Raw genomic sequence first — 25,447 nt, forward strand, 5'->3', positions numbered from 1 at the left:
AGTTTGGATGTTGAATCATTTTGGAAAGCTTGTTATAGTAAAGTCTATATCATTTGTGAGAAACCTCACTTTCTTTGAAACTCTTTATTTAAAAGAGTCGTAGAAAAGAATAGAATCACTAAAGTGGAAAGGGGACTATATTTATGGATAAATCATATTTTGAAGGACATGAAGTCTTGATTGCGGACGTCTATCGTTCATTCACGCGTCAATTTTATGCACTTCCGACACATCGGCGAACGAAACGTCAATTGCGAAACCTTGCATTCTCCGTTATTCGTCAAGCCAGACCGACGTATGAAGAACGCACCGTTTTGTACGCCTATTTTGCTGAATTCTTCCGAGCAGTGGAAGAAGGACAAGATGAAGAAATCGCTTTTTATAAACAAATCGCACAGTAAAGACCCCCGATGGCTCCGTCAGAAGGGGTCTTTGTTGTTTTTAGGGATATCTTCAGGAAATCAAAAACAAGTAGCGGACGAGGTCCACTACTTGTTGATTAAAGAATTCGATGTGTGCGTCAGGTCCTCGTTTACTTGATTTCCATCCATTTAAAGCTCATATCGGCACCGAATGGGTGACGGTATAATTTATCAATGTTTGTCCGTTGCAAGTACGCTTCACCTTTTTGATAGATCGGCGCGATCGCGTAGTCATCGGTTAGCAAGATTTTTTCAGCTTCTTGCATATCAGACCAACGTTTCGCTTCATCTGCTTGTTGTTTTGCCCCTTTGATGAGATCATCGAATTTTTTGTTCGAGTATTCCATCCGGTTGAAGCTTCCGCCTGTCAACCACATATCGAGGAATGTCATTGGATCCTGGTAGTCAGGTCCCCATCCAGCTGCAGAGATATCATAATCGCCCTTCGATTCGAGGTCGAGGAAGTTCTTGAACGGTTGTTGTTTGATATTGATCGTCAAACCAGGAAGATGTTTCTCTAGATCACCTTTTAAGTATTCAGAGACTTTCTTGAATGCATCTTCATCCCGTGAGAGCATGCTGAGTTCGACTGTTTTGACACCAAGTTCCTTCAATCCAGCATCCCAAGCTTTTTTCGCTGCATCAGCATCATAGCTTTGAAGATCCGGATATTTCACTCGGAAATCCTCACCATCGGGTGTGAACGTGAAATCTTTCGCAACGATGAAGTTTGCTGGTTTTGATCCATCGTTTAGGATGACGTCCGTAATCCCTTGTTTCTCAAAACCAAGTGCGAGCGCTTTTCGAATGTTCTTGTTTTTCAATGCTTTATTCTTTTGGTTAAAGCGGAGGAAGTTGATCCGAGCATCTGGACGTGTCTTGTAATCCTCTGATTTTTCATATTGTGAGACGAATTCAGATGTAATCGGTGCGAAGTCGACTTCTTTTGCTTCAAAGAGGTTGACGCCAGTCGAGATTTCCTTAACGACTTTAACGTTGATCTGATCCATCTTGACGTTTGCTTTATCCCAGTAATCCGGGTTTTTCTTATATGTCCAACCCGCGTTCGCTTGCCACTTATCGAGGACAAAAGGTCCGTTGAAGACCATAGTGTCCACACTTGTCGCGAACTTATCGCCTTTATCTTCAACGAATGATTGCTTTAATGGTAAGTAAGTCGGAAAACTCGTCAAACCAAGGAAGTAAGGTGCTGGAGCTTCGAGTTGTACTTCAAGTGTCTGATCATCGATTTTCTTGACACCGAGTTCATCGAGTTCAGCTTTGCCTGCCATAATTTTATTGGCATTTTTCAAGTCCTGTAAAATGTATGCGTATTCTGCTGCTGTCTTTGGATCAAGTGCACGCTTCCAAGCATAGATGAAATCATCTGCTGTGACGGCTGATCCATCCGACCACTTCGCATCTTTACGTAATTTAAACGTATAGGTCTTTTTATCTTTTGACACTTCGACACTTTCTGCGATTCCAGGTGTCGGCTTGTTATCACCATCGAGTCGATAAAGTCCTTCAAAGACGTTGTTCGTAACAATGATGGAAGTCGAGTCCGTCGTTTTCGTCGGATCAAGCTGAGGTACATCTGTCGTCGAAACGAGCGTGACTTCCTTTTTCTTGTTTTTTGAATCAGATCCGCTTGTGTTTTCATCATTTCCTTGCCCGCATGCAGCGACAGCAAGTAGTGCGATGCTAGATAGTCCAGCAAACGCAATTTTCGATGTTTTATTCATGGAACGATGACCCCCCGAGAGTTAGAGTTAAATATTTCAGAAAAATGTGAACATATTGTTAATTTAAGTGAAAGTGATTAAAAATGCAACATAAATTTTCAGATAATTCTCACTGATCAAGGTCTATATCCTTAATTCCGAGTGATTTTAAATAGTCATAAAGTAGGAATATGGTCAGTTTATGCGGAGAATACATTCGTAATGTCAACCGAACCGGATCTCCTCGCATGCGCATATTCGTAATATGAACACCTTTTCGTTCAAGAGCGAAGATGATTTCAGATGGGTCCAGATCAGCAGGAAGGAGCAAGTGTGCGACAAGGACGTTCGCTTCGAATCGACTGTTATTAATGCGGCGCATTCCTCGAGTCAATCCCTCTAATAAGAAGAACAAAAATAAAACAAGAAAAACCGATTCCCATATAAATCCTGCACCGACAGCAATTCCAATTCCACTTGAACTCCATATAATGGCGGCCGTCGTCAATCCACTGACGATATCGTGAGGACGACGCAAAATGACACCAGCACCAATGAAGCCGATACCGGCAATGATTTGTGCGACAAGGCGCATCGGATCCATTTGAACATTCGTCGCCATATCGTGATAGAGTGAAACGGATTTGATGGATACGATGGTTAAAAGACAGCTGATGAGGGTAATTACGAGGCTAGTGCGTATACCGACCGGTTTATTTTTTATTTCACGCTCGAATCCCATGAAAATTCCAAGGGCAGCAGCCAACAGGAGTTTAAAGAGATCCTCGAGCTGAAATACATGAATCCAGTTCATTCGTCTCAAATCCTTTCTTTACTTTAAAAGGTGATTTGTTATAATGACTTTTGTGTCTTTCGAATGAATATACGTAAGATGTAATAGATATACGGAAAAAGGAAGTGTCTCATCATGAATCAACAAAAAATCGGCTTCTTTGCTCTCGCAGCAATGGTTATCGGTTCGATGGTCGGTGGAGGTGCCTTTAACCTTCCCGGTGCAATGGCCCAAAGTGCAAGTGCAGGACCTATTCTCATCGGCTGGAGTATTACAGGAATTGGAATGATCATGCTCGCGCTCGTCTTCCAGCACCTTGCAAACAGTAAACCCGAACTTGAAGGTGGTATTTATGCCTATGCACGTGAAGGGTTCGGACGTTTCGTCGGTTTCAACAGTGCTTGGGGATACTGGGTATCTGCATGGATTGGAACGGTTGCGAACATCACACTCGTCTTCAATGCGATTAGTTATTTCTTCCCGATTTTCGCGGCAGAGAATCGGATATTCCTTCTCTTGATGAGTATGGTAGTCATTTGGGGATTATTCTGGCTTGTCTCAAGCGGGATCAAGGAAGCGACCCTCGTCAATCTGATTACAACGATTGCAAAGCTCGTTCCAATCTTGATTTTCATTCTATTGGTTGGGATCGCCTTTAATATCAAAACGTTCAATTTAGACATCTGGGGAGATGGGACAGAACTCGGTTCAATCTTCGATCAAGTAAAAGGAACGATGCTCGTCACGCTTTGGGCGTTCGTTGGAATTGAAGGGGCAGTCGTTTTATCGAGTCGTGCTAAAAATCGAAGTGATGTCGGAAAAGCGACGGTAACAGGACTCGTTGGTGTTTTAGTCATCTATATCTTAATTTCTGTCTTATCACTTGGCGTCCTTAGTCAAGAAAGACTGGCTGGATTAAAGGAACCGACGATGGCGTATGTATTAGAGGCAGCAATCGGACCAGTCGGCGCGACGATCATCATGATTGGTTTAATCATCTCTCTATCCGGAGCGCTTCTTGGATGGACGATTTTAGCATCAGAGATTTCATATTTGGTTGCGAAAGATGGTGCGTTCCCGAAAGCATTCGCTAAGACGAATCGAAAAGGGGCACCAGTCGGAGCACTACTGATTACACAGGTCGCCACACAAATTGTTGCTGGGATTGCGCTATTCTCTGCACAGACGTATCTCGTTCTATCAAGTATTGCAGGGATTTGTGCGCTCTTACCGTATCTGTTATCAGCCTTGTACAGCATCCGGACTTCGCGGGAAGAGCGGAATCGAAAAATGTTACTCTTCTCGGTCATCGCATCCGCGTACTCTATTTGGCTCGTCTATGCGTCAGGCGTTTGGTACATCGTCATTGCGGCATTAGTTTATGCGCCAGGCATTTTAGCATATGCGTTAGCGGAACGAGAACAGCAACGGACAGGCATGTCACGCTACGAGTGGATTGCTAGCATGATTCTTGTTGTCTTAGCCGGAGTGGCTGTTTACGGAATGGTCGTAGGAGAAATTCAATTGTAAGAAACGATATGCAAAAGAAGTCACGGTGGATAAAAATCACCGTGACTTCTTTTTTTATTAAGGGGTTAAGAATCTGTTTTCGACATCCTGTACGGACAGTGGTTCAGAGAAAATGAACCCTTGCATGTACTGGCAATCTGTCGTTTTCAAGTAAGTCAAGGCATGTTCTGTCTCGACACCCTCAGCGACGAGGTTCAACTCTAGATTGCGACCCAGTTGAATGATAGAATCCAGCAAAGCATGATCGTTCTTTGCTAGTCCATCAATGAACACTTTATCGATTTTTAATTCATCAATTGGAAACGCGCTGAGATACTGTAAAGAAGAGTAGCCGGTTCCAAAATCATCAATCGATAAGCGGAAACCGAGTGACTTAATGAGGTGCATGCGTTCGACGGTTCGTTGTGTCTGTAAGATAGCAATATTCTCTGTCATCTCGAGCGTGACGGAAGATGGCGAAACGAGTCGCTCCGTTACGACATGTTGCAACGTTCGAATAAAGGAGTCACTTTGGAATTGGTGCGGTGAAATGTTGATCGCCATCGTCAATTCAGGGTCAATCGTTTGTTGCCACTTCGCGAGCTGTTCACATGCTTCGATGATGACCCAGTTGTTGATTGGTGTGATTAGAGAAGCCTCTTCGGCGAGTGGGATGAACTCATCCGGTGGAATATTTCCGAGCGCCGTATGATTCCAGCGTAATAACGCTTCGAATCCTTTGACGGCTTGTGATTGAAGCTCGATGATCGGTTGATAAGCAAGGTAGAGCGACTGATCTTCGAGTGCCGTGAAGAGAGAACGTTCGAGTTGGATTTTACGTGTGAATTGTGTGTCCATCTCGTGTGTTAAGTACTGAATCGTTCCCGTACCAATTGATTTTCCCGCATAGAGAGCAGTTTCAGAGCGGCGGTATAAATCTTCAAGTGTTTTCGCTTCAGACGGATAGACGGTGATACCGAATGTGCAAGAAACGATGAGTGAATGACCGTTAATGTAATAAGGACGTTGTAACGCTTGTTGTAATTTTCGAGCATATTGAAAGAGTAGATTACTCGAGGGTGCAGGTAATAGGACACCGAATAAATCACTCGTCGGATGAAAAGCAAGGACACCCGTCGCATGTTGCAAAAGCCGTGTTGCCATTGCTTGAAGGAGTTGATCCCCGACATGTGTTCCAAACGAATCGTTTATGACTTTGAAACGATCGATATCGAACAAAATGAGTGCAATGGGTTCATGTGATGCAGCAGACTGGAACAATGCTTCCCCTTCGCGTAAAAATCCACGTTTATTCAATAAATGCGTCATCTCATGGTGATGCACTAAAAAATCAAGTTCTTCTTCAAGCACAGTTGTTTCCGTAATGTCGTTACCGATGAACAGATGCTGAAAACGCACGCCGTTTGCATCATAAATCGGAATCAATGTCGCTTGAAGATGTTTTCGTTCACCCGTGTGTGAAATGAGACTAAGACGACCAGACCATGCTTTGCGTTCACGGAGTTGTGTTCGGATTTCTGAGACAGTCGTACTAGTTTGATCGAGAATTACGGACCATGGCTGACCAATAAGCATTTCAGGACAGTAACCTGTTACATCCATAAGTTGGTCGTTTATATACGTAATTGCACCACGCGCGTCAAATACAGCGACACTGGCGATTTGATCGAACGCCTGACGTAAATCCATCAAACCTTGAAATAATGGTTTTGTTGTAATCGGTTGTTGAGCAGACGGAATACAGCAAACGAAAGCAGCAATGGCATTGCCTACTTCATCAAGTAGAGGAGACAGTAGCAATGTTGAGGTCATGGGAGTACCAGACTTATGGAATAAGGAGGCATTCGGCAATTGGACCGATTGACGGCGTTCCAGAAAGGAATGCCAAATCTGATGGCTGAATGCCATATCTTCCTGGTCAAGTAAAGGAACGATTTGGCCGACGATTTCCTGTTGTGTCCATCCCCAATGCTGTTCTGCTAACTCGTTCCAGGAACGAATGGTCAAATCGATATTTAAGATGAAAGACGGTAGTGGAAACTCTTGAATGACGACTTCGTAGGAATCAATGGTCGAACGATCCATTACGTGCGCACGCTCCTTTATGATGAAAAGAGATGACGGTTCACTTGTCTTGTCTTTTCCCAATATATTCAATTCTTACGCATCCCAATCCTCTAGGTTATACATTTTTTAGATGAAGATTACACAAGAAAATCTGCTATAATGATTTTGAAAGCGTTTTCTAAAGAGCTATAAGGGGGAATCTCGATGAATCAAACAGAGAAAATCATTCAACAGACAGAACAGTTCGGAGCACATAACTACCATCCACTCCCGATCGTCATTTCAGAAGCAGAAGGTGTCTTCGTCACGGATCCGGAAGGACGTCGTTATATGGATATGTTGAGTGCTTACTCAGCCGTCAACCAAGGACATCGTCATCCGAAAATCATCGAAGCTCTAAAACGACAGGCGGATAAGATCACTTTGACGTCACGTGCCTTCCACAATGATCAACTGGGCTTTTTCTATGAAAAAGTAGCACAATTGACGGGTAAAGACATGGTATTACCGATGAATACAGGTGCGGAAGCTGTCGAGACAGCAGTGAAAGCAGCACGACGCTGGGCATATGAAGTGAAACAAATCCCAGGTGATGCTGAAATCATCGTTTGTGAAGGAAACTTTCACGGTCGAACGATGACAGCCGTCTCCATGTCGACGGAGGCAGAATATCAACGAGGATTTGGACCGCTTCTTCCTGGAATCAAGACGATTCCATATGGCGATCTGGAGGCACTAAAACAGGCAATCACTGAAAATACAGCGGCATTCATCTTGGAGCCGATTCAAGGCGAAGCAGGAATTTTAATTCCGTATGATGGCTTCCTAAAAGATGCACAAGAAGTTTGTCGTGCGCAGAATGTTTTGCTCGTATCGGATGAGATTCAATCTGGACTTGGTCGTTCCGGTAAATGGTTTGCTTCTGATTGGGACGAGGTAACACCAGACATGTACATTCTTGGGAAAGCACTGGGTGGTGGGGTATTCCCAATCTCATGTGTTGCCGCGAATAAAGATGTCCTTTCTGTCTTCAATCCAGGTTCACACGGCTCGACGTTCGGTGGTAATCCACTCGCTTGTGCCGTATCGATTGCTTCACTTGAAGTATTAGAAGACGAAAAGTTACCGGAACGTTCACTCGAACTCGGTACGTACTTCATGGAAAAATTAAAACAAATTAACAACCCGATGATCAAAGAAGTACGTGGTCGTGGATTGTTCATTGGTGTTGAACTAACAGAAGCAGCTCGACCATATTGCGAAGCGTTGAAAGAGAAAGGCTTACTCTGTAAAGAAACACACGAGACAGTCATTCGCTTTGCACCACCGCTTGTCATCACAAAAGAAGAGTTGGATTGGGCGTTCGAACGGATTGAACAAGTGTTAGGCGTTTCCGTCGCCCAGTAAATGAATACATTCAAATCGAATAACAGTGAACAAGATGTTCACTGTTATTTTTGTTTGGATGAGTGTCGGTATGGATACAGGAAATGTTTGAAATTCAGTCATACGGGAACATACAACTATCGCAAAAAAAACTTTTTAAATGGGGGTAATGGTTATGTCAAATGACAGTGGTCTCAATAAAAAAGCAGATGGTCTTGTTGATAAAGTAGCGGGTAAAGCAAAAGAAGCACTCGGTAAAGCAACAGGAGATAAATCGACAGAGCGCGAAGGTAAAAAAGATCAATTAAAAGGTGACGCCAAGAAAACCGTAGGAAACGTTCAACAAAATTTTGAAGATACAACTCGTCGTTAAGACCGTGGGAATTAATGGGAATTAAATAGAAAAACCGGACTGGAGGATTACTCTAGTCCGGTTTTTAGTGTTTGCTATAATGAATTTTTATACTAATAAAAAAGATAGTGAATAATTTGTATAAAGGTCTAGTCATTTAGATATTTATATGGAATAATTAAAAACGTAAAAGCGTTTACATTGTTCTGTCATTATCGTTTTATTCAGGAAAGGGTGAAAGGGATGTTGCAGTTTCTACAACGAATTGGTAAGGCTTTGATGTTACCAATCGCAGTATTACCAGCTGCCGGAATCGTACTTCGATTAGGTTCGGCGGATATGCTAGATATTCCATTGATGGTAGCAGCAGGAGGGGCAATTTTTGATAACCTTCCATTGATATTTGCCATTGGTGTCGCAATCGGTCTATCGATTGATGCGAGTGGGGCAGCGGGTCTTGCCGGAGCCATCGGGTATCTTGTCTTAAAAAATGGCGTCGACTCGATGAACAAGGATTATTCCAGTGCACAGATTCAAGCAAAATATGATGCGATTGCGGCGATCGTCAATGATTCCTCGACCAAGGTCGATGGCGCGACACTTGGTTCGATTGCGAACCAGGCGACGCTCGGTTCAACCGTCAATATGGCAGTATTCGGTGGGATCATTGCGGGTATCGTTGCCGGTCTTCTATACAATCGCTTCTACAATATTAAGTTACCGGATTGGTTGGCATTCTTCGGAGGCCGTCGTTTTGTTCCAATCATTACCTCAGCTGTCATGCTCGTACTTGCTTTCATCTTTGGTTATGTTTGGCCGTTCATCGAGCAAGGTATCAACGGTGCCGGTGAATGGATGGTCGGTCTTGGCGCAGGAGGCGCTGCTTTGTTTGGATTCTTTAACCGTCTCCTGATTCCTGTCGGCTTGCACCATGTTTTAAATAATATTTTTTGGTTTGTTTTCGGTTCATACGAAAAAGCAGATGGTACGGTAGCGAACGGGGATATTGCGCGTTTCTTCGCTGGAGATCCAACAGCGGGGATTTATCAAGCTGGCTTCTTCCCGATCATGATGTTTGCCTTGCCAGCTGCAGCCTTTGCCATCGTCATGGCTGCGCGTAAGGAAAATCGAAAAGCCGTTGCTGGAGCGATGATTGGTCTTGGACTGACATCCTTCCTGACAGGAATTACGGAACCAATCGAGTTCTCGTTCATGTTCTTGTCACCTGTTTTATACGTCATCCATGCTGTACTAACGGGTCTATCGATGGCCATCGTTAACTTACTCGGTATTTTACATGGCTTCTCCTTCTCGGCTGGTTTCATTGATTACGCCTTGAACTTCGGGATTGCGAAAAAACCATTGTTGATCATCCCGGTTGGTCTCGCGTTCGCGGTCGTCTACTACTTCCTGTTCTACTTCATGATCACAAAATTTGATCTGAAGACACCAGGTCGTGAAGATGAATCGCTCGTTACAGACACGGGAGTCGTTTTGACGGACTCAGACGATAAATATGAACAACAAGCAGCTCAAATTTTTGCTGGATTGAAAGGAACAGAAAATGTCACGTCGATTGACAACTGTGCGACACGTTTACGTCTTCAAGTCAAGGATCCAAGCATCATTGATGAAGCGGCGATTAAAGCGGCTGGAGCAAAAGGTGTCATGAAGATGGGGGCGACTAGTGTTCAAATCATCATAGGCACAGATGTCGAATTCGTTGCAGATGCGATGAAGCGACAGAAGTAAAAAAACGACCTTTCCTGAGCTCAGGAAAGGTCGTTTTGCTGTACGTTCGCAACAGGTGCTGTTTTGCTCGAGCGATAGATCGGATAAAAGATTCCAATCAAGATGATGACGATCCCAATCCATTGAGAGCTCATCAGATGTTCACCTAAAATTAACACGGAACAGATGACCGCTGTCGGTAGTTCAGCTGCTCCAAGCAAAGAAACGCTTGCTGGGGAGAGGTGAGGCGCGCCCGCAGCAAATAAGAGCGGTGGTAAAATTAACGCGAACAGACCAAGCGGAATCGCGTATAACAGAAGTCCATTTTCGAAGTTCGCAGAGGATAAGAACGTCGTCGGTGGATACATCGTCATGACGAAAGCAAGACCACCTGTCATCATGTAAAAACTCTTCTTGATGACGGGTAAATGATTGGCGATGCGTCCACTAGCGAGTAAGAAAATTGAGAAGCTGACAGCCGCTCCAAGACCGAATAATGTTCCACGGAAGTCAAGTGGACTCGAGTAAGCGGCACTCGCAAGAATGGCTCCGCCAATCAACAGAATCGCAGACAGGAAATGCGCGCGAGATGGTAAACGTCTGAATGCGAGCGCATCGATGATGACACCAATCCAAGTGAATTGGAATAAGAGAATGATTGCAACGGATGCCGATACGGTCTGAAGACTTTGATAGTACAGATAACCAGTTGTACCACTAGAGATACCGATCAACATGAGAAGACCAGCTGTCTTAAGATCGAGACGAAGATTTTTCGTAAATAAGGCAAGACTGAAAATCATCAGCCAACCGAAGAAAAATTGACTCCCAGAAACGGCTGCTGAGTTAAATCCAGCTGCATAAGCGAGTTTGACGATCGTTGAGAGGACACCATAACTGATAGCGCCAATGAGAACGAATAAGGTTGCTTTTGAGCGATGCATGAATAATTTCCCTCCATTTTTAGTAAAAACCACACAAAAAAGGTTGCAACGGGGCCTTGTCCAGGTTTTTTGGACAGGGTTTGGTTGCAACCTGTGTGATTTATTGAGTTGATGTGTCGAGCAAACGATACAGCCGGGTTTTCGTTTGGTTGTACTGAACGGTCAGCGTGTTCCACTTCTTTAATGACGCGGTAGCTTTCCGTGTTAAACGATTTAAATCCGCTGTTGACTCATCAATCTTAACGAAATCCGGTTTTTTAGTCAAGCGTGAAAGCACTTTCTTTTCAGCGTCCATCGCTTGTCGATACGTTTTAGAGAACGTTTGAAACGTCTGCTGGCGTTCCTTGATGATTGCCACTAAGGCAGTTCCTTCCGTTTTTGCTTTACCATCAAGTTTGTTTACAGCATCCTTCAATTCTTCAAGATCAAGTTCAGCGTACGTTTCCTTACGTAACGTTTCTTCTTGTTTCAATAAAGAAAGCCGTTCGTCATTTAAGGCTTCTAGTTCCTCCCGTTCATTTTGAGAGCGTTTGATTTCTTCAGCACCTGCATCAAGAACGGCTTGGTACGTATTAACTGAAATTTCGTCCTTACGAGCACGTTGATCAGCTAGCATGAATGCCTTTTCTTCACCTTTGACTTGTTGCTCTAGCTGTTCATGAAGAGAGGCTGGTGAATCGTTGGAGCAGGCAGCGAGTCCGAAGCTCGACAGGAACAGTACTGCTACGAATGATTTTTTCATCTAGATAGTAACTCCTTATAAATTCGAGTATTGCACGAAGTTGTACGGAATATGGAAATCTTCATCATAAATCGCGAACTGATAGCCCTTTTTCTGAAGTCCGGCAACAATGGCCGGAAGGGCCTTGATAGCTTGTGGTTGTTCATGCAAGAGAATGATTTCAAATGGACGCTCTGCTCGCCGAATGACCGTATTAGCCACTTCTTTTGCACTATCTTTGTAATACCAGTCCATTGAATCGATCGACCAGTCCCATACTCGGAAGTCTGCAGCGTGGATGGCAGATGCCATCTTTTTCGTAATGCCAGGATCAGATCCGTAAGGTGGTCGTGTCAAATGTGGTGTCAGTTTTGTTAAATCATAAATTTTTTTCTGAACACTTTTCATTTCTGAGACGTACTGTCCTTTTTTGTACAATGTATCGTAATCGTGTGTTTCACCGTGTAAGCCGATGTAATGTCCGGCTTTCGCAGCAGCTTTAACTTCTTTTGGAAAAACATCTACCTGTGATCCGAGATAAAAGAAAGTAGCGCGAGTATGAAGGTGATCTAATGTTCGAAGTAACTCTGATGTTAATGCGGATGGTCCGTCTTCAAAGGTTAAATAAGCGACTTTTTTTGTCACACCATTCCATTTTTCGACGCGTGCTTTCTCCATGTTGACGACAGGAACTTTGGTAATGGACTTACCGGTAGTGATTGACTGTTGTTCAGGTGTGAAGACGTATCGATAAGCAATATACCCTCCGACTCCAAGAAAAACGAGTATAAGAAGTAAGAAAAATCGAGGGAAGAACTTTCTTTTTTTTGTCCGCGGTCGTGGACCGAGTTCGCTAGCGTGGCTTGAGGTAAATGGATCCATCGTTGTCTGTCGCTCCTTGTGTCAAAAATATCATATACAGATAATGTAACATTTTAATTGTTTCTTTTGTAACAAATAGATGACAAAAAGATGACGGGAGATCGATTTTTCTAAAAATATCAACTTAATTAGAAATAGAGTATATAAAAACAAAAAAACAACCACTGAATAAGTGATTGTTTCATGTGTTATTAGTGTTCTGTTACAGCACACTCATCGCATTCCGTTTGATAGGATTCACATTGTTCATCCATCTCTTTTCCGCAATGGGCACACGTCTTGACGGGAAGCTCACGATAGAATGCAGCAGATGCTTCTTGGTAAAGGGGTTGTTCCATGTGTTTTTCCTCCTTCAAAATAAACGCAATGGTCTTTTTCTTGTTTTTATTGTATTAGTACAGAAGTTTAATGTCAACTATTGTTTTATAACAGTAAATTCGTTTGAAGTATTGATAGAGGACAATAAAAAAGAGACATGCTACGATATCTAAGTAATCTGATAATAATAAGGGGGATTTACACATGACACAGGCAACACTTGATACAATGCGTGTCTTAACAGAAAGACGTTCCGTTCGTCATTACGACGAAACGTTCAAACTTTCAAAACAGGAAGTGGAAGAACTATTAGAATGGACGACAGCGGCGCCGAGTGCTTGGAATTTGCAACACTGGCATTTCACGGTCTTCCATTCAGAAGAAGCGAAGCAACAGCTTGCACCGATCGCATACAATCAGCCGGCTATCACTTCGGCTTCAGCAATCATTGCGATTCTAGGGGATGTTCAAGCCAATCGAAACTACAATCCGGTTTATGGTCCGGCAGTAGAAGCGGGTGGTATGACAGAAGAATTGTTCGATTCGATTAAAGAACAAGTAGAAGGCGCTTATCAAAGTGAAGCGTATGGTCGCGACGCGGCAATGTCGAATGCGAGTCTTGCTGCGATGCAATTGATGCTTGCGGCAGAAGCGCGTGGATTATCAACACTCGCAATGGGTGGATTTGATCATCAACGTTTTACGGAAACGTTTATTACCGAGTCACGGTATGTACCGGTCATGTTAATTGCTGTCGGTAAAGCGGTCGAAAATGCAAAAAAACGTCCAGCACTCCGTTTACCGATCGATCGAGTATCAACCTTCCTGTAAGTCATTCAAAATGGAGGAAGCGGGGGGCAATTCCTCCATTTTAATTTTTTTATTTTTTTTCGGAAAAAGACTTGTCAGCCTTTTAGTTTCTTGATATATTAATACATGTCCTAGCAAGTACATTACGTACTGCAAACATGATTCTGTAGCTCAGCTGGGAGAGCGCTACCTTGACAGGGTAGAGGTCGCTGGTTCGAGCCCAGTCAGAATCATACCGAAAGCCCGCTTCTCCTTTATAGGAAAAGCGGGTTTTTTTATTATTTCTTTATCTCATCCTCGGTGACCCATTTATGATTTTTCACCATCTCTCCACCGTCCGTTGGTTCATAGTTCACCATGTAGACAGTCGTTTCTTTTACTTCATCAATCGTCGCTTTAGCTCCATCCATACCTTTCATATGATCTGCCTTGACAGTCGTTTCATCACCAACTTGCAGTGGCTTAGTTGGAACTGGATCAAGTTCTTCCTGAATGACCCATTTGTGATTTTTCACCATCTTTCCACCAGTAGTCGGTTTATAACTGATCGCATAGACGACAGTATCATAAGCACCGGCAATCGTTGCTTTTGCTCCGTTCATTCCGTCCATATGATTCGTCGTCAAAGTGACATTACTGCCTCTCGGATAAGTCGGATCACTAGCTTTCTTTAAACCAGACGGTACCTTTCCGTCACTCGAATGCATCATATCTCCATGTGACATGTCGTGTGAGTCACTATTACTTCCATCGTTATTAGCGGATCCACATGCACCGAGCCAAAGCGTAGAACTAAGAGCAAGTACAGTTAACGTCAATGATTTTTTCATATTAAAACCCTCCTGAAGTCATTAGTCTTCTTTACTATACCCAGCGTATGTGCAAATCGTGTGCAGATGAGGTGACAGTTTCGTTTGTCTGCATCGATCGCGTTTTTTTTTAGCTATACTAAAAGTGGAGAGAAAAAGGAGGAATCGTCATGCGTCGTATTTCATACTCAGTTGGAGGAATCGTGCTTGCGGCATTTTTAATTTGTGGCAGTGTGTTGTTCGGGACATTGTATTATCAGTTGTCTCAAACACGAACGCAGGAAGTAGTAGACGGTTTACTGAACCGAGGAAATACACACCGTGATGTCCTTGTCGATTCCTATGACCAAACGACGATGCGCCATGTCAGCATGATGGAAGCAGATTCATCGTTTACTGTGGTGATCACTGATGCAGATGGAAAACAACTTGAAGCGTCACGACCTTTGTCGAATGAGATGAAGAGCATGTTAGAGCATACGGATTTTGATTACCGTCAACAAGGAAAAATCGTGACGATGCGTGACTTTTTAATGACGGACAGTCCCATCACCATTAACGGGGAACATCGTGGTCATGTATTCATGTTCGCTTCTAAAGAAATCGTAGATCACGTACTTGATCCGTTGAAACAGCAGTTTTTCCAAGTTGGTCTGCTTGCACTTTTATTGGCAGGTGCTGCAAGCATTTGGACGACCCGAATCATTTCTCGTCCGTTGATTCAGATGGAAAAAGCGACGGCGCGTCTATTGGATGGGGAAAGTGGAGAGTTGCCAATTGATCGAAAAGACGAACTGGGACAATTGGCGCGTTCGATTCAGCAGTTAAAACAGGATCTCGATTTTTTAAATCGGGAACGATCCGAATTTTTAGCAAGCGTATCTCATGAACTACGAACACCATTGACATATATAAAGGGATATGCGGATATTCTCAAACGCCAAACATTGACACCGGATGAACAACGACGCTACATCACGATCATTCGAGAAGAAAGTCAGCAAATGAATGAATGGATTGAACAACTATTTTGGCTAGCACGAATTGATGCCAATGCTTTTATGATGGAACGAAAACCTGTCGATGTCGAAGACTTGATTCATCAAGTGATACGATTGATGCGTCTAGACATCGAACAAGAAAATATTTCTTTTGAGATAGAAGGTGAGCCATTACAAGTGATGGGTGACGTTCAGCAACTCCGTCAGATGATTGTAAATATCATTGAAAATGCACGTCGACATACGACGTCGGGAACAATCATCGTTCGTTATGGTGTCAACGCAGTAGGGGCTTTCATTCAAATCGAAGATACAGGAGAAGGGATTGCTGCAGACTCTTTACCTCATGTAACGAAACGGCTCTACCGAACGGAAACATCGCGTTCTCGAAAACATGGAGGAACTGGAATCGGACTCTCCATCGTTGAAGCAATTGCGCAGACACATGGAGCTGAATTGAACATCAAGAGTCAACTTGGACATGGAACACAAGTGACACTGCAGTGGAGGGAGAAATAAAATGCCGCATGTATTGATTGTAGATGATGAACCGAGAATGCTTGAACTGTTAAAACTGTATATTCAGCCGTATGGGTACACGTGTCAGCTTGTGGATTCTGCGCAACAAGCTCTTGAGCTCTGCTGTCAGAACGTATTTGATCTTATTTTAATGGATGTCATGATGCCAGATATGGACGGATGGACATGTTGTCGTCTCATTCGAAAACACACTAACATCCCGATATTGATGGTTACGGCACGGAATCAGCGGGAAGACATCATTCGGACACGGGAAGTAGGGGCGAATGATTACATATCAAAGCCGATTCAAGAAGGAGAACTGATCGGACGAATGGAAGTTTTATTACAGCAGCGGCATGCTGGTCTATCCTATGACCGGGAAGGCTATCGTTGTTGTTACCTCCAACAAACGATTTCGTTAACGAAGACGGAGTTTGAATTGTTAGGTGTATTTTTAGATTCTCCACGACGTGTTTGGACGCGGAATCAGCTGACGACGATGTTATGGGGAGCGGAAGCGTCTGTAGACGAGCGGACAATCGACTCGCATATCAGACATTTAAGAGAAAAACTACGTGTTTGCGGTTTTCCAATCGAACAGCATCTGGAAACGGTTCGCGGAATCGGATACCGCTGGATACACTAGTAAGAAGGAGATTCAAACATGACGACACTCTATTTCGTACGGCACGCACATTCGACATACTCACCGGATGAACGGAGACGTCCACTTTCCGATAAAGGACAGGCAGATGCAAGACGTTTACTTGAAACGTTTCAAGAAATTCCAATCGACAGATTCTATAGTAGTCCGTATCAGCGGGCGATCGAGACGGTTGCACCGCTCGCGGAGGCACGTCGACAACCAATTATTGAGGTAGAAGAACTAAGAGAGCGATTACTAGCACCTGGAGAGCTTGACGGTTTTCAGGAGGCGGTTATGTATGTATGGCAACATCCGAACGATAATCCATTCGGGGGCGAAACGAACAAAGAAGCAGCGCAACGCATTCGGCAATTCATCGATGAACTGGTGGAGAAGCATTCCGACGAAATAGTTGTTCTTGGAACACATGGAAACATCATGATGTTACTTCTCGAAACATTCGATCCGACATTTGATTATACATTTTGGAAATCCTTACCGATGCCAGCCGTGTGCCGGTTGGAAGTGAAATCAGGAGGAGAGGTAGATATTCACGTCGTACCACTTTTGACGAATGTAAAGTAAAAAAAGAGGCGGAACTGATGAGTAAATCAGTTTCCGTCTCTTTTGTAATCAAAGAAATCTTAAGGCGTAGGAATAGCACCTTCATGTTTTCGGATCAAATCAGCTGTTAATTGACCGGATAAGGTGACCATTGGCACACCGCCGCCTGGGTGTGTAGAACCACCAACGAAATAAAGTCCTTCGTATAACTCGCTCTTCGATGGAATCTTGAATCCACCATTTTTCTTCCGATCAGCTGCGACACCATAAATCGATCCACCGTTTGGACCATATAAGTCCTTCAGATCTTCTGGGGTGAAGCGATATTCAAACTCGATTGATTCCCGAAGACCGTAAAGTCCCATTCGTTCGAGTTTATCAAGAACAACTTCACGATAAGCATCCCAGTCGACCTCACCTTTTTGGAGTGTTAGAGGAGGGACATGCGTCAAGACGAACAGATTATCTTTTCCATCGGGCGCTTGCGAAGCATCAGATTTCGACGAGACCCCGACATAAATCGTCGGATCCTCAGGAGGCGTTCCTTCTTTGAACATTTGAGCGAATTCGCGCTCTGGATTTTCTGAGAAAAAGAAGTTGTGATGTGCTAGTCCACTATACTCACGGTTCACACCAAGTAATAATACGAGTCCAGAAACAGAGGGAGCAAACGATGCCTGTAATTTTTTTGCCTGCTTCCGGGCTTTTTTCTCAGGTACGATTCGTTCGTAAGTCGGGATGACCTCAAGATTTGAGACGACGATGTCGGCTGCATGGAACGTACCATTCGAAAGGACACCAACTGCTTTTTTATTTTCAAGGACGATTTGTTCAACCGGTGAGTTGAGATGCACCGTGACGCGGAGCTCGTCAAGCAATCGTTTCATAGCACGCGCGATTTGATACATCCCGCCTTTAACATAATAGATGCCAAGCCCCATCTGTACATAAATCATTTGATTGAAGACGGCTGGCGCTTGATAAGGGTTGGAACCGACATACATGACCATGTAGTTGAACAGCTGTTCGAGATACGGATTATTGAGGTGTTTTTTTGTTCCGGTCGCGACGGTGTTCATCGGGTCCATCTTTAATAAATCAGACATCGTATGGTATTTTTTTAAGTCCTTTAAATCTTCGAGACTGTATTTATAAAAGCTGTCGAGACATAAGTCATACATTTGTTTTGAGTACCGGAACAATTCGACGAAATCCGCTCGTGACGAAATTTGCTCGACTTCTTCAAGCATTCCAGGTAAGTCACCTTTGACGTCGATTTTTGTTCCATCTTCAAAAAAAGTACGCCATTGCGGTTCAATGCGTTCGATTTCTAAGTAATCATCTAAGTTACGATGAACACTTGAGAAGAGTTGTTCGAGTACCCAAGGCATCGTTAAAATCGATGGACCAGTATCAAAAGTAAATCCTTTCCCGCTGCGCTGATTTAGTTTCCCACCGACGTTTGCATTTTTTTCAAGCATCGTGACTGCGTAACCATCTCCAGCTAAACGAATGGCAGCAGACATACCGGCAAGACCAGCTCCAATGACGATTGCACGTTTCTTCAAATGGATCACTTCTCCTTTTAATAGATGAATGGAATCAAACGTTTTCGTTTTGCAGCCCACATCGTATAGGCAGGTCCGAAACCTTTTGTCAACATCGCTTCCTCGATCCGGATTCGATAGAGTAGGAAAAAGAACATGAGCACTCCAGCGAAAGCGAATAGGACCATTTGTCCCGTGAACAGAGGAAAGCTGATCGTGATCAACAATAATCCACTGTACAATGGATGGCGCAAGAAACGATAAGGACCACTACTGACAAGCTTGTCATCAGCTGCGACGACGACGTGACGAGTGAATTGTTGTTTTAAGTGGAGAATTCCCCAAAGGCGTAAAGCGACTCCACTCCACAACAGCAGGCAGGAAGTGATGCGCAACCAGGGAGAAACACTTTCGTCCGCAAAGAGGAAAGAGCAGACGATCGTTCCACTCAAGACAAGGAAAATCAAATAAAAACTTACTTGTTCTGCGGCGCCCGACCGGGAATCGGATCGATTCCGAAAACGAATCATTTCACTGATCCAACAGACGCTACCAATGCTGAAGATCCATTCCCACAATGTCACGTACGCTCCTCCTTTCTGTTTCAGAACTTGTTTCGAAAGCGCATTCAACGTTATTTACCCATTGCAATTCACCCTTAAGCTACATTTAGAAAACTTCAGAAATACTTCATTTTCATGACAAGCATTCCGAATGAACCCTGTTTGAAAAAAATAATGGTATTCTAATCTAAAACATGGATGCAGATCCTCATGCATAAAGGAGATACACGATTCATGAAATACATCAAGACACTCATCACGACATTGGCATTGACGGTAGCCTGTACGTCGACTTATATATCAGAAGCTGAGGCGGCGACTTCTTCTTATCGTCAAGCCAAGACATCCCTTCATTTACGTCAAGGGACATCAGTCGAGCAACCGAGTATTGCAGTCATTCCGACAGGGATTTATGTAACAGAACTATCAAAAATCGGTACGTGGTCCAAAATACAGTACGGAACGAAGATTGGCTATGCGAGTACGAAATATCTGTTAACGGATGAACAAATCGGTGGGAAACGTATTGGCAAGACACTCATCGCGAATAAGAACTTAGCACTCCGTTCGACGTACGCTCTTGGAGAGAATCAGCAAGCGCGTGCAGCTTTTGAGAAAATGCGCTTGGCAGCAAAAAAAGAGGGGATTACGCTGGTCGCATTTAGTACATACCGTTCGTACGCTTACCAAAAGGCATTGTTTGATAAATATGTCGCGCGAGATGGATATGAAAAAGCGAGTACTTATAGTGCGGAGCCAGGAAAAAGCGAACATCAGACAGGACTCGCTTTTGATATAGGGGGAGCAGATTCTTCTAAATACGCGATGTTCAGTTTTGCGAAGACGAAAGAGGCGAAATGGCTGTTCGCGAATGCGCACCGGTATGGTTTCCATCTTCGTTATCCATCTGGTAAAGAATCGTGGACAGGTTATACGTATGAAAGCTGGCACTACCGTTATGTAGGGGCGACGCTTGCTGCTCGCCTGAAACTCAGTGGGTTGACAATGGAAGAGTATTTTCATCTTGCTCCTTGGAAACCAGTAAAGACTTCGACATCTTAAAACATGATAAATAGAGGGTGTTGGATTCATCTATTATTCGTCTTGAATGAAAGAGATGGACTGTTTGACAATGACCGGCATGCTGATTGGTAGCTGAACATGACGGTACATTGGAGCAGACGGATGAACCGTTGGAATCATAAGCCTCACACTATAAAAAGCCCATCGCAATCCAAGCGATGGGCTTTTTTGATGTTCACTTAATTGGTTGTTCGTTCTTTTTTCGCTTTTTTGAAGAAGAACAGTTCATAGACGACTGGAACAATGATGAGTGTTAACAACGTAGATGTCGTTAACCCCCCAATAACTGTTAGGGCGAGACCTTTTGAGATCAATGTCCCTGAAGAAGTTGTTAATGCGAGTGGTACCAATGCCATGATCGTTGCGAATGCGGTCATCAGGATTGGACGCAATCGTGTTTTACCCGCTTCAATCAATGATTCGCGAATTGGCATACCACGACCAACGTTTTGACCAATACGGTCGACGAGAACGATGGCATTCGTGGTGACGATACCAATTAACATCAAGAAGCCGATCATGACACTGACCGATAATGGTTCATTTGCAAAGAAGAGCGTGACGAGTGAACCGATTGGAACAAAAATCAGTGAAGACAAGATGATGAACGGAATTCGTGCTTTTCCGAACGTAATCAGCATCGTCAGGTAAACAAGCCCGATTGCAACGACAATCGCGATTCCGAGGGACTGGAAGATTTCGACTGTATCATCATTCCCACCACCACTTGTCAACGAGACACCGTCTGGTAAATTAATTTTTTCGACCTCTGTTTTTACAGCATTAGAAACGTTTTGTACGTCGTCTCCTTTAACTTGTCCGGAAACGCGAGCATATACTTTTCCGTCGAGCTTCTGAATTGATGTGAAGGTCTCAACTTCTTTGACGGTCGCGACATCTTTTAGAGCAACAGGACCGTTTGCTGAGAACAGTTGGACGTCTTCGAGATCTTTCTTCGAAACGAGTCCTTTTTCATAAGACAATTGTACATCTTGATCTTTATTATCAAGATTCAACGTGCCAACAGTAACAGGCTTCGTTTGATCATTGACGGTCCCGAGGATCTGGAAGCCGGATAGTCCACGATCACTTGCTTTTTCAGGATCGATTTCAACGAGGAATTGCTTTTGTTTTTCGCTGAAGTTGTTTGTGATATATTTTAAATCACTATTTTTGGACATATTATCCTCGACTAATTTCGCAGCTTTTTGAAGCGCTTCGAGATCGTTCGAGAACAGGTCGACATCGACGTTGTTGTTCGACGGAGGACCACCTGTTGATAATTCAGCTACGCTGATTTTGACATTGACGTTTTCCTCTTGAGCGATGTCCTCCATCTGTGTCTCAAGTGATTTGATCGTTTTCTCAACGTTCGCGCCGTCCTTCAGGTTCAAGAAATAACTTGCTTTATTATCGAGACGTAAGCCTGTCGTAAAGTCTCGTGCTCCGACAGACGTCGTGACGTCAGCGATTGCTTGTTCTTTATCAAACATCTTTTCCATCTCAAATGAGACGTCGCTCGTTTTCTCGAGCGATGTGGCAGCCGGAAGTTCAAGCGATGCCGTTAGTGTCTTTGAGGCTTCGTTCGGAATGAACGTAAAGCCGAGACGTGGAACGATCGCTAGAGAACCGCCGAGAAGAATGAACGATACAATTAAGATCGTCGCCTTATGCGAGAGTGACTTTTCAATCAGCTTGCCATACCACCGTTGAAGAGCACCTTCTTTTTCTTCTGCTGGAACCTTCTTAAAGGCAAATTTCGCAAGAATCGGTACGATCGTGATCGCAACGAGTAGTGAAGCAAGTAATGAGAAAATAATTGTCAAAGCAAACGGTAAGAAGAACTTACCAGTGATTCCACCGACGAATCCGATTGGCAGGAAGACGACGACGGTCGTTAGCGTCGATGACGTGATTGCTTTTAAAATCTCTTTTGTCGATTGTTCGATGATCTCATCCGTCATACCGGATTCGGATTTTCGAACACGCCGGAAGATGTTCTCGATAACGACGATACTATCATCAACGACACGACCGACCGCAACGGCCATCCCGCCAAGTGTCATGATGTTCAGAGAAATATCTTGCCAGTTCAAGAAGATAGCAGCAATGAGTAACGATAAAGGAATCGAGACGATGGCAATAATCGTTGCGCGAATATTTCGTAAGAACAAGAGTACAGCGAGAGAGGCAAAGAGGGCACCAAGTAATCCTTCTTTGACGAGTGTCGCGACGGATTCCTCGATATCCTTCGCTGAATCGATCCCAATCGTATAGTCGACTTGATCGTCATATTTATTAAGGATCTTCGTGACTTCATCTGCGATTTCGACCGTATTGGCATCTTGTTTTTTCGTGATTGCCATCGATAAGGAATCTTTTAAATCGTAACGTGTTTTTTCGCTTTGTTGCGAGACTGCTTCGATTTTTGCAATATCTTCTAGACGAATCGGTTCTGCAGGTTCAGACGCCTGATCTGTAGCTGCTCCACCTGTTGTACTTGGTGGTCCTTGTGTTGCACCTTGTGGTGGACCGCCAGCAGATGAACCACCTGTTTGATCGCTACTAGCTGAACTAGTCGCACCTGCAACGGGTGTCAATTGTAGATTTTTTAGTTTATCTAGATTTTCTAGTTTTTCCTCAACGCGAATCGGTATTTTTGAATCGTTTTCTGATAGCTGACCAGATGGGAACGAGACATACTTTCCGTTGATTTGTTCCTTGATACTTGAGAGCGAGAGTCCTGCTTCTGTTGCTTTCTGATTATCGACGGTGATTTGAACGAGATCATCTTTGTAGCCACCAACGGAAACGCTATTGATTCCTGGAATCTTATTAAGTTCAGGTTCGATATCGTCCTTGAGGATTTTTTCGATGTCTTTACCATCCTTACTAAAGAAAGAGATATTATAGATTGGGAACGATCCAAAGGACAGACGATTTAATTTCGTTGTTGCTTCCTCTGGTAGATTCGCATTTTGGATTGCAGCATCAATCTGTTGTTCGACTTTATCCATATCAGTATCGAACGGGAATTCGATGTTTAAGATACCGATGCTTTCATAAGAAGAGCTTGTCAGCTTAGTAGCTCCTTCGATTCCTTTCAAGGCAGTTTCAAGCTTCGAGACGACTTGTTTATCGACATCGTCGGGCGAAGCACCAGGATATACTGCTTCAACAGAGATTTGAGGAAATTCGATTTCTGGGAACTGATCGACTTTTAATTTCGAGAAAGAATAGACGCCTCCTAAAACTAAAAGAATGGCGATGATGAAAACAGCCACCGAATTCTTTAAACTGAATCGGGTTAAAAAGTTCATATGAACACTCCTTTCGTTTATATGTGCTTATTTACATAGTAGAGGACACTCATAGAACCCGCAACTTTAAAACTGTTTTATTCAAAAAGATCTTTTTGAAAAAAGATAATTTTTTTTGTTAAAAAGGCTTTACACCTTTCGATATGCTGCTATAATAAAAATATACCCAGTAACAACACAGCATGATTCTGTAGCTCAGCTGGGAGAGCGCTACCTTGACAGGGTAGAGGTCGCTGGTTCGAGCCCAGTCAGAATCATACCGAAATCGTTCCTTTTCGAAGGAACGATTTTTTTTGCATTAAAAAAACTATTCCCGAAATCAATCAGGAATAGTTGGAAGGTAGAGATATTATTTTATTGGATTTCGAGATGAAGATCGCCACGCTTCGTCCAGCCTGCGACAGTCGTCAATCGATAGAAGACGAGTGTCAAGACGCCAGGTAAAACGACACCAGTCAAGAAGAAGATAAGGAACGCCTGAGGACCTTGGTTGACGAAGATATTGAGTGGCGCAATCATCGAATTTAAACCGAGTCCAGCGAGTTCATATGGTACTTTCAAAGAGAGAAGAAGCGTCGCTACAGGAGCTGAAATCATCGCTGCGAGAAACGGTGCAACGACAAGACGTGGATTTTTAACGATATTCGGGAATTGTACTTTAGGTGTGACAAAGAAAGAAGCAATCAAACCACCGGGATCCGTCTGACGATATGCCATCAATGTGAAGCCAACGAATTGAGCGGAACAGCCAATGAGTGCAGCGGCACTTGCTACAGGATCAAGCTGCAAAGCGATAGCGAGTGCAGCGGACGAAGCGGGAGACATCAATAAGACACTAAAGATGAGTGCAATGACAAGAGATGTAGCAATAGGAGACGATTCGACTGAAGCGGTGATCATAGCGCTGAATTTTGTAAGGAGTGGTGTCGTTACGGCAGCAGCACCGATACCAGTGATACCACCGGCAAGCACAGCACTCATCGGGATGACCATCATGTCAAATTTCGTTTTTCCAGTCATGCGTTTTCCGACATATACAGCGACCGCAGCTGCGAGTAATGCACTGATTGGCTGACCGGGGGCAAGAACGAGTCCAGAAGCAGTCGATTGAAGCGCAGCACCACCAATCGTCGCTGCGATCATCGCGCTGAACAGGACAAGTGTGTTTCCTCCGAGCTGAAAGGCGATACCGGCACCGAGTGCAGGAGCAAGCAGTACTTTTGCGACGCCGCCAATCGTCAGTAGCATTTGGATATGTAAAAAATTGCCGAGCGTCTCAATCAGGAGTCCGACACCGAGTGTTACAAGAACGGCATTCGCCATTCCAGCTGATACTTTTACCATTCGATCCATCGCATATTCTTTCAACGTTGTCATCCTCTCTCTATCTATCTCTATTTTTTGCCATGAAAAAAGCCTATCCATTTTTGGGATAGGCGCCACTCATTCTGTGCGGGCGCCTCATTCGATGCATCGAAAGGAGGGCCCAAAAATCATTTCCGTTTCATCATCGGAAAAGTTTTCAGTCCCTCATGCATAGAATAATCAGTCGTCCGGCTTGGTTAAATGGCTGTTGCGTCGGAATCATTCAATCGTGCCCCTCTCTGTGAATTTTTCTAAGCCTAACATGCTTCTGATCAATAATCAATATTTTCTGACAATTTATTTTTTCTCTAAATCTAATAGGAATTCACGCTATCATCGGGAAATCC

At 43.7% G+C, this 25,447-nt stretch carries 22 protein-coding genes and 2 tRNA genes; 12 read left to right on the top strand and 12 right to left on the bottom strand.

Going from position 1 to position 25,447, the window contains the following annotated elements:
• Positions 1-143: 143 nt before the first annotated feature.
• Positions 144-401, top strand: coding sequence for a hypothetical protein (locus tag ASG02_RS11075; protein ID WP_035412398.1), 258 nt, complete (start codon positions 144-146; stop codon positions 399-401).
• A 131-nt stretch (positions 402-532) separates the two neighbouring features.
• Here the strand turns inward: ASG02_RS11075 and ASG02_RS11080 are convergent, their stop codons facing one another.
• Positions 533-2,167 carry an ABC transporter substrate-binding protein gene (locus tag ASG02_RS11080; RefSeq protein WP_056063473.1) on the bottom strand — a complete coding sequence of 545 codons (1,635 nt, stop codon included), beginning with the start codon at positions 2,165-2,167 and terminating at the stop codon, positions 533-535.
• 109 nt (positions 2,168-2,276) lie between these two features.
• Positions 2,277-2,960, bottom strand: a complete 684-nt coding sequence (locus ASG02_RS11085; protein ID WP_035412404.1) for an MgtC/SapB family protein — start codon at positions 2,958-2,960, stop codon at positions 2,277-2,279.
• 111 nt (positions 2,961-3,071) lie between these two features.
• On the opposite strand from ASG02_RS11085, the gene ASG02_RS11090 reads away from it, so the two are divergent.
• Positions 3,072-4,469 carry a basic amino acid/polyamine antiporter gene (locus ASG02_RS11090; RefSeq protein WP_200934383.1) on the top strand — a complete coding sequence of 466 codons (1,398 nt, stop codon included), beginning with the start codon at positions 3,072-3,074 and terminating at the stop codon, positions 4,467-4,469.
• A gap of 57 nt (positions 4,470-4,526) precedes the next feature.
• Here ASG02_RS11090 and ASG02_RS11095 read toward each other — a convergent pair whose 3' ends face one another.
• Positions 4,527-6,554 carry an EAL domain-containing protein gene (locus ASG02_RS11095; RefSeq protein ID WP_056063480.1) on the bottom strand — a complete coding sequence of 676 codons (2,028 nt, stop codon included), beginning with the start codon at positions 6,552-6,554 and terminating at the stop codon, positions 4,527-4,529.
• A gap of 186 nt (positions 6,555-6,740) precedes the next feature.
• On the opposite strand from ASG02_RS11095, the gene ASG02_RS11100 reads away from it, so the two are divergent.
• From ASG02_RS11100 to nagE, 3 genes are all read left to right on the top strand, one after another.
• Positions 6,741-7,943 carry an ornithine--oxo-acid transaminase gene (locus ASG02_RS11100; RefSeq protein WP_023467138.1) on the top strand — a complete coding sequence of 401 codons (1,203 nt, stop codon included), beginning with the start codon at positions 6,741-6,743 and terminating at the stop codon, positions 7,941-7,943.
• A 154-nt stretch (positions 7,944-8,097) separates the two neighbouring features.
• Positions 8,098-8,295, top strand: coding sequence for a CsbD family protein (locus tag ASG02_RS11105; RefSeq protein WP_035412412.1), 198 nt, complete (start codon positions 8,098-8,100; stop codon positions 8,293-8,295).
• Between the two features lie 222 nt (positions 8,296-8,517).
• Positions 8,518-10,026 carry an N-acetylglucosamine-specific PTS transporter subunit IIBC gene (gene nagE / locus ASG02_RS11110; RefSeq protein ID WP_035412415.1) on the top strand — a complete coding sequence of 503 codons (1,509 nt, stop codon included), beginning with the start codon at positions 8,518-8,520 and terminating at the stop codon, positions 10,024-10,026.
• Between the two features lie 20 nt (positions 10,027-10,046).
• Here nagE and ASG02_RS11115 read toward each other — a convergent pair whose 3' ends face one another.
• From ASG02_RS11115 to yhfH, 4 genes are all read right to left on the bottom strand, one after another.
• Positions 10,047-10,949, bottom strand: a complete 903-nt coding sequence (locus tag ASG02_RS11115) for a DMT family transporter (RefSeq protein WP_035412417.1) — start codon at positions 10,947-10,949, stop codon at positions 10,047-10,049.
• A 100-nt stretch (positions 10,950-11,049) separates the two neighbouring features.
• A complete protein-coding gene (locus tag ASG02_RS11120; protein ID WP_052019158.1) occupies positions 11,050-11,691 on the bottom strand; it encodes a YkyA family protein in 642 nt (213 codons plus the stop codon).
• A gap of 15 nt (positions 11,692-11,706) precedes the next feature.
• On the bottom strand, positions 11,707-12,552 hold the full coding sequence (locus tag ASG02_RS11125; RefSeq protein WP_035412419.1) for a polysaccharide deacetylase family protein: 846 nt from the start codon (positions 12,550-12,552) through the stop codon (positions 11,707-11,709).
• Between the two features lie 191 nt (positions 12,553-12,743).
• Positions 12,744-12,890: a protein YhfH gene (gene yhfH, locus ASG02_RS15440; protein WP_064505459.1), complete on the bottom strand. Its 147-nt coding sequence runs from the start codon at positions 12,888-12,890 to the stop codon at positions 12,744-12,746.
• 184 nt (positions 12,891-13,074) lie between these two features.
• On the opposite strand from yhfH, the gene ASG02_RS11130 reads away from it, so the two are divergent.
• Both ASG02_RS11130 and ASG02_RS11135 read left to right on the top strand, forming a co-directional pair.
• Positions 13,075-13,701 carry a nitroreductase family protein gene (locus tag ASG02_RS11130; protein WP_056063483.1) on the top strand — a complete coding sequence of 209 codons (627 nt, stop codon included), beginning with the start codon at positions 13,075-13,077 and terminating at the stop codon, positions 13,699-13,701.
• 139 nt (positions 13,702-13,840) lie between these two features.
• Positions 13,841-13,913: transfer RNA gene (locus tag ASG02_RS11135), tRNA-Val, on the top strand.
• A gap of 45 nt (positions 13,914-13,958) precedes the next feature.
• Here the strand turns inward: ASG02_RS11135 and ASG02_RS11140 are convergent.
• Entirely contained in the window at positions 13,959-14,510 is a 552-nt protein-coding gene (locus ASG02_RS11140; protein ID WP_035412424.1) for a YdhK family protein, read from the bottom strand.
• Positions 14,511-14,659: 149 nt separating this feature from the next.
• Between ASG02_RS11140 and ASG02_RS11145 the strand changes: the two genes are divergently transcribed.
• From ASG02_RS11145 to ASG02_RS11155, 3 genes are read left to right on the top strand one after another with little or no spacing between them, the layout of a single operon-like run.
• Entirely contained in the window at positions 14,660-16,009 is a 1,350-nt protein-coding gene (locus ASG02_RS11145; RefSeq protein ID WP_056063486.1) for a cell wall metabolism sensor histidine kinase WalK, read from the top strand.
• Position 16,010: 1 nt separating this feature from the next.
• Entirely contained in the window at positions 16,011-16,658 is a 648-nt protein-coding gene (locus ASG02_RS11150) for a response regulator transcription factor (protein WP_035412428.1), read from the top strand.
• A gap of 18 nt (positions 16,659-16,676) precedes the next feature.
• Entirely contained in the window at positions 16,677-17,243 is a 567-nt protein-coding gene (locus tag ASG02_RS11155; RefSeq protein WP_035412430.1) for a histidine phosphatase family protein, read from the top strand.
• Positions 17,244-17,302: 59 nt separating this feature from the next.
• On the opposite strand, the gene ASG02_RS11160 is transcribed toward ASG02_RS11155, so the two are convergent.
• Both ASG02_RS11160 and ASG02_RS11165 read right to left on the bottom strand, forming a co-directional pair.
• Positions 17,303-18,790 (bottom strand): NAD(P)/FAD-dependent oxidoreductase, encoded by a 1,488-nt coding sequence (locus ASG02_RS11160; protein ID WP_035412432.1) that lies wholly within the window; start codon positions 18,788-18,790, stop codon positions 17,303-17,305.
• 17 nt (positions 18,791-18,807) lie between these two features.
• Positions 18,808-19,353 carry an isoprenylcysteine carboxylmethyltransferase family protein gene (locus tag ASG02_RS11165; RefSeq protein ID WP_035412434.1) on the bottom strand — a complete coding sequence of 182 codons (546 nt, stop codon included), beginning with the start codon at positions 19,351-19,353 and terminating at the stop codon, positions 18,808-18,810.
• Between the two features lie 213 nt (positions 19,354-19,566).
• On the opposite strand from ASG02_RS11165, the gene ASG02_RS11170 reads away from it, so the two are divergent.
• On the top strand, positions 19,567-20,394 hold the full coding sequence (locus tag ASG02_RS11170; protein ID WP_035412436.1) for a D-alanyl-D-alanine carboxypeptidase family protein: 828 nt from the start codon (positions 19,567-19,569) through the stop codon (positions 20,392-20,394).
• Between the two features lie 200 nt (positions 20,395-20,594).
• Here ASG02_RS11170 and ASG02_RS11175 read toward each other — a convergent pair whose 3' ends face one another.
• Positions 20,595-23,735, bottom strand: coding sequence for an efflux RND transporter permease subunit (locus tag ASG02_RS11175; RefSeq protein ID WP_056063489.1), 3,141 nt, complete (start codon positions 23,733-23,735; stop codon positions 20,595-20,597).
• 184 nt (positions 23,736-23,919) lie between these two features.
• Here ASG02_RS11175 and ASG02_RS11180 point away from each other — a divergent pair.
• Positions 23,920-23,992 (top strand) — tRNA-Val (locus tag ASG02_RS11180).
• Positions 23,993-24,089: 97 nt separating this feature from the next.
• Here the strand turns inward: ASG02_RS11180 and ASG02_RS11185 are convergent.
• Positions 24,090-25,112, bottom strand: coding sequence for a PTS transporter subunit IIC (locus ASG02_RS11185; protein ID WP_035412440.1), 1,023 nt, complete (start codon positions 25,110-25,112; stop codon positions 24,090-24,092).
• Between the last annotated feature and the right edge of the window lie 335 nt (positions 25,113-25,447).

Origin of the sequence: Exiguobacterium sp. Leaf196, from assembly GCF_001423965.1 — a bacterium.
Lineage (GTDB): Bacteria > Bacillota > Bacilli > Exiguobacteriales > Exiguobacteriaceae > Exiguobacterium_A.

Bases quoted from the DNA above. Each gene is read 5' to 3' on its own strand.
- ASG02_RS11075 (WP_035412398.1), top strand. From the start codon at position 144: ATGGATAAATCATATTTTGAAGGACATGAAGTCTTGATTGCGGACGTC.
- ASG02_RS11080 (WP_056063473.1), bottom strand. From the start codon at position 2,167: ATGAATAAAACATCGAAAATTGCGTTTGCTGGACTATCTAGCATCGCA.
- ASG02_RS11085 (WP_035412404.1), bottom strand. From the start codon at position 2,960: ATGAACTGGATTCATGTATTTCAGCTCGAGGATCTCTTTAAACTCCTG.
- ASG02_RS11095 (WP_056063480.1), bottom strand. From the start codon at position 6,554: ATGGATCGTTCGACCATTGATTCCTACGAAGTCGTCATTCAAGAGTTT.
- ASG02_RS11100 (WP_023467138.1), top strand. From the start codon at position 6,741: ATGAATCAAACAGAGAAAATCATTCAACAGACAGAACAGTTCGGAGCA.
- ASG02_RS11105 (WP_035412412.1), top strand. From the start codon at position 8,098: ATGTCAAATGACAGTGGTCTCAATAAAAAAGCAGATGGTCTTGTTGAT.
- nagE (WP_035412415.1), top strand. From the start codon at position 8,518: ATGTTGCAGTTTCTACAACGAATTGGTAAGGCTTTGATGTTACCAATC.
- ASG02_RS11115 (WP_035412417.1), bottom strand. From the start codon at position 10,949: ATGCATCGCTCAAAAGCAACCTTATTCGTTCTCATTGGCGCTATCAGT.
- ASG02_RS11120 (WP_052019158.1), bottom strand. From the start codon at position 11,691: ATGAAAAAATCATTCGTAGCAGTACTGTTCCTGTCGAGCTTCGGACTC.
- ASG02_RS11125 (WP_035412419.1), bottom strand. From the start codon at position 12,552: ATGGATCCATTTACCTCAAGCCACGCTAGCGAACTCGGTCCACGACCG.
- yhfH (WP_064505459.1), bottom strand. From the start codon at position 12,890: ATGGAACAACCCCTTTACCAAGAAGCATCTGCTGCATTCTATCGTGAG.
- ASG02_RS11130 (WP_056063483.1), top strand. From the start codon at position 13,075: ATGACACAGGCAACACTTGATACAATGCGTGTCTTAACAGAAAGACGT.
- ASG02_RS11140 (WP_035412424.1), bottom strand. From the start codon at position 14,510: ATGAAAAAATCATTGACGTTAACTGTACTTGCTCTTAGTTCTACGCTT.
- ASG02_RS11145 (WP_056063486.1), top strand. From the start codon at position 14,660: ATGCGTCGTATTTCATACTCAGTTGGAGGAATCGTGCTTGCGGCATTT.
- ASG02_RS11150 (WP_035412428.1), top strand. From the start codon at position 16,011: ATGCCGCATGTATTGATTGTAGATGATGAACCGAGAATGCTTGAACTG.
- ASG02_RS11155 (WP_035412430.1), top strand. From the start codon at position 16,677: ATGACGACACTCTATTTCGTACGGCACGCACATTCGACATACTCACCG.
- ASG02_RS11170 (WP_035412436.1), top strand. From the start codon at position 19,567: ATGAAATACATCAAGACACTCATCACGACATTGGCATTGACGGTAGCC.
- ASG02_RS11175 (WP_056063489.1), bottom strand. From the start codon at position 23,735: ATGAACTTTTTAACCCGATTCAGTTTAAAGAATTCGGTGGCTGTTTTC.
- ASG02_RS11185 (WP_035412440.1), bottom strand. From the start codon at position 25,112: ATGACAACGTTGAAAGAATATGCGATGGATCGAATGGTAAAAGTATCA.